Source organism: Sphingopyxis sp. LK2115, from assembly GCF_014595975.1.
In the GTDB taxonomy this organism is placed as follows: domain Bacteria; phylum Pseudomonadota; class Alphaproteobacteria; order Sphingomonadales; family Sphingomonadaceae; genus Sphingopyxis.
In genome coordinates this window covers 21,807-28,442 of sequence record NZ_JABWGQ010000054.1, presented here as the reverse complement: position 1 = coordinate 28,442, position 6,636 = coordinate 21,807, and the positions used below count along the sequence as shown (strand labels likewise).

4 protein-coding genes are annotated in these 6,636 nt (G+C 58.2%); all 4 read left to right on the top strand.

Going from position 1 to position 6,636, the window contains the following annotated elements:
• Positions 1-607: 607 nt before the first annotated feature.
• Positions 608-3,217, top strand: a complete 2,610-nt coding sequence (locus tag HUW43_RS12760; protein ID WP_223181513.1) for a TonB-dependent receptor — start codon at positions 608-610, stop codon at positions 3,215-3,217.
• 85 nt (positions 3,218-3,302) lie between these two features.
• Positions 3,303-3,446, top strand: coding sequence for a hypothetical protein (locus HUW43_RS12755; RefSeq protein ID WP_168196078.1), 144 nt, complete (start codon positions 3,303-3,305; stop codon positions 3,444-3,446).
• A gap of 1 nt (position 3,447) precedes the next feature.
• Positions 3,448-4,872, top strand: coding sequence for an aldehyde dehydrogenase family protein (locus HUW43_RS12750; protein WP_157228455.1), 1,425 nt, complete (start codon positions 3,448-3,450; stop codon positions 4,870-4,872).
• Positions 4,873-4,948: 76 nt separating this feature from the next.
• A complete protein-coding gene (locus HUW43_RS12745; RefSeq protein WP_081095414.1) occupies positions 4,949-6,583 on the top strand; it encodes a GMC family oxidoreductase in 1,635 nt (544 codons plus the stop codon).
• The last annotated feature ends 53 nt before the right edge of the window (positions 6,584-6,636 follow it).

Sequence of the window (6,636 nt, the reverse complement as noted above, 5' to 3'; positions counted from 1 at the left end):
GATGGCCCACGGCCACAGCCGAAATTACACCACCTTGACGGACGCGACCGAGAAGAATCCTATCGAGTTCTCACAATTCATGCGCTGTTCCGCTCCCATCCAGCACCTGCCACCAAGCGACCAGAGACAGCCGTATTGGCAACGCCCCCTTCGGGCGGCTTCGCGATGAGCCTCAAAAGTCAGAACCGCCGATTTAGAGGCGCGGTTTTCTACCATAGTTGTTAGAAATGTCAGCTACTTAGATGCATCCGCGAATAGTAGAATGAACTCCAAGAAACCGTATCTCACTACATCTCATCATAGCTGATTCCCCTTGCAACTCGACAAGGGAAACCGCCGGGACCGCCAATTACGCCGATACATCGTCTGGAAGGGCTCGATTGGGGCGAGCAGAACGCGCGCATCCGTCCCGATGGGCGCGCTCAGCGTGACTAATTCAATGAAATATATGGGGTTATTTGCGTCGCCACGAAGCGTCAGCGGTGCAGGCTCATCAGTCCTTAATCAATGAGTGGGAGGAATAGTTCGCCAACAAATTGAATTGGACGATGAGCCCCAAGGCGCGGCAAATGGCGCCAAATCAAAAAATGCCGTGGGGAGGACAGTCATGGTCACAGCCTTTAGGACAAATTTGCTTTGTGCCACCGCGCTATCGATCGCGTGTGCGCTTGCAGTGCCGGCACATGCCCAGGACGCTGCATCGCAGGGCGAAAAGCCCGAGGCGCAGGAAGGTGGCCTTGAGACAATCGTCGTCACGGCGCAGAAGCGCGAACAGAATTTGCAGGATGTTCCAGCCGCCGTTTCCGCCATAGGCGGCGAGACGCTGCGCACGCGCGGCATCACGGAGACCTCAGACTTGATGGGCGCGATCCCCAGCCTGCAAGTCACCACTCCCTATGGTCGCACCCAACCGAATTTCTCGCTGCGCGGGATTTCAGTGGCGAACGAATTTTCCGCCTCCACTGCGTCGCCGGTTGGCGTCTATGTCGATGAAGTCTATCAGAGCTTCCGGGCGAGCCATGGCCTGCAACTCTATGACATCGACCGGGTCGAGGTACTGCGCGGACCGCAAGGAACACTCTACGGTCGCAACACCACGGGTGGCGCGATCAGCTTCTTCACGCGCAAGCCGGATCTGGGAGAGGCCAATGGCTATCTGACCGCCGGCTATGCCAATTACGACACTTTCACGGTGCAGGGCGCCGCTGAAGCGACGCTGGTTCCCGACATCTTGGGCGTCCGCGTCGCCGGTACTTTTGCAAAAGGGGATGGTTGGCAGCGCAATGTACTGCCTGGGAATGAGCGCGACCTAGGGACCACCGATACGATCGGCGGTCGCATCTCGATCCGCTTCCGGCCCGATCCCGATCTCGACATCAATTTGAAGCTCTATGCCGCGAAGGACGATCCATGGGGCACCGCGCCCTATGCAGGCGGTCAACTCGCGGGCGGGCAGGATGCGCTCGGCTATTCGCGTTACGATCCGCAACCTTTCCTAGGCGGGCGGTTGCTGCGTGACAATGAGGTCGCAGTTGATCGGGTAGGTAAGAACATCAGCAAGTCGAAAGGGATAGCCCTCAACATCAAATGGGATGTCAGCGACCAATTCTCCGTCACCTCGATTACCGGCTACGACACCGGCGACTATATCAACAATCCTGATGATTGCGATGGCGGCCCAGCCGATCTCTGCTCGATCGGCCTCACGTCGACGAGCAAGAATTTCAACCAGGACCTGCGTTTCAGCTATTCGAACGACCGCCTCGATATCATTGCCGGCCTTTATTATGGCAGGGACAAGGTCAAGACGGTCAACTACCCGGACTTTTTCGGGGCGCTGAGGCCGCTGCTGCTTGGCGCCGGTCTTCCGGGCAGCTACAATAACGCCGCAATCGGAACGCCCGACGCGATCCGCTATATCCCAGCCTTTGCCGCCAATCCGGCGTTGGGGCCTGGCGATGCCGGATTCTGCGACGCGATCGAGATCAATCCCAACGGCTTCCTTGATGCACGCTCGCTGATTGCACTCCAGACCGACATCGCGATCAATAATACGGGCAATGGCGGCATGGGGGGTAGCTTTTCGGCGGGCTGCGCCGGGGCAGGCGCGCCTCCGTTCACCCCGATCCTCGGCGAACAGCGTTTTGACGTGTCGCGCCCCTCGAAGGCGATCTACGGCGACGTAACCTGGAAAGCGACCGAGCGGCTGACCGTGGCGGTGGGTGCACGCTACACCCAGGATAAGGTCAATTACCTTAACGGCAGCACTTTCCTCTATGCGCTCGACGGTACGACGCCGGTTGTCAACCTGATCCCCTACAGCAATCCATACAACCCCAATCTCGCGCCGCTTGAGCAGCGCGAAAAGGCAAACAGGCTAACCGGCCGTATCAATGTCAGCTATGAGTTCGCCGATGATATCATGGGCTATCTCCAGTACAGTCGCGGTTACCGCAGCGGCAGCTTCAACGGGCTTGCCTATCAGGGCGTCAATCAAGTCTATTATATCCAGCCTGAAAAGGTGAATGCATATGAGGCGGGGCTCAAAACCCGGCTGTTCGATCGCCGCGTCCAACTTAACCTCGCGGGCTTCTACTACGAGTATTCGAATCACCAAGTAACGCAGGTGGTCGGCGCTACAACCTTCACGCGCAGCGCCAATGGTCGCCTGTTCGGTGGCGAGGCCGAACTCGCCTGGCAGGTGGCCGATACGTTGCGTTTCGATGCTTCGCTGGGCTATCTCAACAGCAAGTACAAAGGCAATGTGATCGATCCGGCAAACCCGGCCAGCCCGACATTGAACGTCAACGGCAATCCCTTCCCGAACGCGCCGGAGGTTACGTTCCAGGCCGGATTCGACTGGGATATGATCGATGACGGCACCAACAAGCTGACCTTGCGCGGTGATGCGTCCTACATGGGCAAGTACTATTTTGATCCGTTCAAGAATTATGGGCAGACACCGTGCGATACACCCCCAGCGGGATCGAACATAACGCTCGCGGGTAAGGCGATTACATGCGCAAATCCGGGCTACTGGCTCGCCAATGCGCGATTAACCTATGCGCACGACAATATGTCGGTTAGCTTGTGGGCGAAGAATCTGTTCGACAAATATTACTACACCTACGGCCTCAACATCAACGTGTTCGGCTACGATTATCTGAACCGCGGCATGCCGCGCACTTATGGCGTCGAAGCGACAGTCAAGTTCTGATCGCTGCTGCGACGGGGGCGGCGGGCATCCTCTCCCGCCCGCTGCCCCCGATTTTTCGACCTGACTTTCAGATCGAGGAGCATCCATGATGCGTTCCACCGGCAACGGTCCCTCATTCATCGGCACGGCGTACAGAATCGAGCGCGCTGTGATCACTGAGATCGGCGCAGCTGAAAGCACCGCCCAGGCGAGCAGCGCCGAGCGGCCAGCGCGCCTCCGGACGATTTAACGTGGATGCGTCTCGGAACAGAACTGAGCTGGAACGAATTTTCGCGACCCAACGCGAAGGGACGCGTGAGCAGGTTTCGCGCAGCTACGAAGAACGCATGGACCTGCTCGGGCGCCTTGGCCGGATATTTGAGCAGCACAGAGACGAATTGGTCGATGCCGTTGCCGCCGATTTCGGCATTCGATCCCGCTACGAGACTATCCTGCTCGACCTGATGCTTGGCATATCGGAAATTAAATTTGCGCGCCGCAATCTGAAGACGTGGCTGAGGCCGCGGCGGGTGAAGACTGACATCTTCGGCCTTCCCGGTTCATCGCGCCTGGTCCCCCAGCCCCTAGGTGTGGTGGGCGTTCTCGGCACGTGGAACTATCCGCTCGGCACCATATTCGTTGGCGCGGCCGGTGCATTGGCGGCCGGCAACCGCGTGATCGCAAAGCCGAGCGAAGTTTCCGCCAACGCCGCCGAAGCCAGCGAGCGGCTTGTGCGCCGGTATTTCGCCGAAGAGGAATTCGCGATTGTCCAGGGCGGGCCCGACATGGCACAGGCGATGACGGCCCTACCTTTCGACCATATTCTCTTCACCGGTTCACCCGCGGTTGGCCGCAAAGTCTATGAAGCGGCGGCTGCCAACCTTACACCTGTTACTCTGGAACTTGGCGGCAAATGCCCTGCCATCGTGGGCAAGGGTGCATCGCTTGCACAAGTCTGTGAAAGCTTAGTGTTCGGCAAGCTGCTCAACGCCGGCCAGACCTGCATCGCCGCTGACTATGCCTTCGTCCATGTCGATCAGATGGAAAGCTTCGTCGCCGCACTCCGCGCTCAGGTTGCCAAATGCTACCCCAACGCGGCAAGCAACCCCGATTTCACCAGTATCATCAATGACCGACAGTTCGCGCGGCTCCAAGGTTTGCTCGATGATGCCGAAGCCAAGGGCGCGACGGTGCTCAACCTCTCGGACAACGGCGATGGAACGCTTCCTGAACGGCATCGGATCGTGCCGTTGGCGGTTCTCGACGTTACCGATGACATGGCGATGATGCAGGAGGAGATTTTCGGACCGATCCTGCCGATCATGCCATATCGCTCCGAAGACGAGCTCATTCGCTACGTAAACCGGCATGAGCGCCCGCTGGCGCTCTATTATTTTGGCGACGAAAGTGAGGAACGGCGCAAGATCATTTCCGAAACGCACGCTGGCGGCGTGACTCTCAACGGCACGGTCATGCACGTCTTCCAGCGCCGGCTGCCTTTCGGTGGCATCGGACAGAGCGGCATCGGTGCCTATACCGGCGTCGCCAGTTTCGAGCGCTTCACTCATTACAAGCCGGTGTTCTCTCAGCCGAAACTCAGCCTGCTTGGTCAACTTCTGCCACCCTATTCGAGCAAGACCGAAGGACTACTCAACATCTTCGAAAAGATCCTCTGACGTGGCTGCGGCGGTTGATGCTGGCATGTTGCATGACGCCGGGTCGCCAGCATGGGTCGAATGACAAGGGAAGCAAATGGCTGACTATGTAATTATTGGAGGTGGGTCGTCGGGCGGCGTTATCGCCAGCCGGTTGTCCGAGGACCCCGATGTCACCGTTTGCCTGCTCGAGGCAGGCGGCCCAGGCACCTCGCCGCTTGTGTCCACGCCCGGCGCTTTTGCGGCGCTGATCCAAGACTATCGGATCAATACGCTCAACTGGCGGTTCAACACCGACCCTTCAAAGGCGCTCAACGACCGCCGCCTCTACAATCCGCGCGGGAAGATGCTGGGTGGATCGAGCGGTATGAACGGGATGGTCTATATCCGCGGCGACCGGTCGGATTTCGACCACTGGGCCGAACTCGGCAACGACGGCTGGGGTTACAACGATGTCCTGCCCTATTTCCGCAAGGCTGAGAATAATGAGCGCGGTGAGGATGAGTTTCACGGCTCGTCGGGACCGCTTCACGTATCCAACGGCAAGCGCGAATTCGATGTCTATGATGCTTTCATCGAGGCGGCGACTGGACTGGACCATCCAGCCAATCCGGACTTCAATGGTGCCAGCCAGGAAGGTGTCGGCATCTATCAGTTTACCGTGAAGGACGGGAAGCGCGCCAGCGTGAAGGCGTGTTACCTTGATCCGGTGATGGGCAGGCGCGGCAACCTCCGCGTCGAAGTACATGCCCGCGTCCATCGTATCAGGTTTGAGGGCAACCGCGCGGTGGCAGTCGAGTATTCCCAGGACGGGCAGTTGAAGACGATCCCGTGCGAAAAGGAAGTCATTGTCAGCGGCGGCGCCTATAATTCGCCCCAACTGTTGATGCTTTCCGGTATCGGACCGCGTGATGAGTTGGAGAAGCATGGAATCGAAGTGATTCATGATATTCCCGGTGTCGGCCAGAATCTTCACGACCATCCTGACCTGATGCTGGTCTACCAGTCGAAGAAGCGGCTCGGGATCGCACTCAATGTCGTTGGCGCGCTCAAGACCGTGCGAGACCTATTCCAGTATCTCACGCAAAGGAAAAGCTGGCTGGCATCGCCGCCCACGGCTGCAGGCGGTTTCTTGCGATCCGCGCCGGGGCAGAACCGGGCGGACTGCCAGGTCCATGTCGTGCCGCTCGCCTATCGCGACCATGCGCGCGACTACAAGCTGATGACGAAATGGGGCTATACGATCATTCTCAATATTGGGCGCCCAAAGAGCCGCGGCTGGGTTGCCTTACATGACTCAAACCCCGAATCCGATCCCAAGATAGACCTCAATCTCTTGAGTCATCCCGACGACCTCAAGACGTTGCGCAATGCCTTCCGTGTCGTGCAGGAGATCCTGCATTCGGATCGCATGAAGGCGATGATGAAACGGCCTCTCTATCCTGACCGCTACCTTGAAACTGATGAAGAGATCGACGCCTATATCCGGGCAGAAGCCAATCATGCTTATCATCCGGTGGGAACATGCAAGATGGGCACCGACGAGATGGCGGTGGTCGACAACCGCCTGCGCGTTCACGGCCTCGCAAATATCCGCGTGGCCGATGCCTCGATCATGCCATCAATCGTCAACGGCAACACCAATGCAACCTGCATCATGATCGGCGAGAAAGCCGCCGACATGATCCGGCACGATAATATGAGCAGCAAGAATAGCATCGCAGAATATTGAATTGGACGATTGGATCAATGCTGCAGACACAGATGCTTACGAAAAGAAGTCCG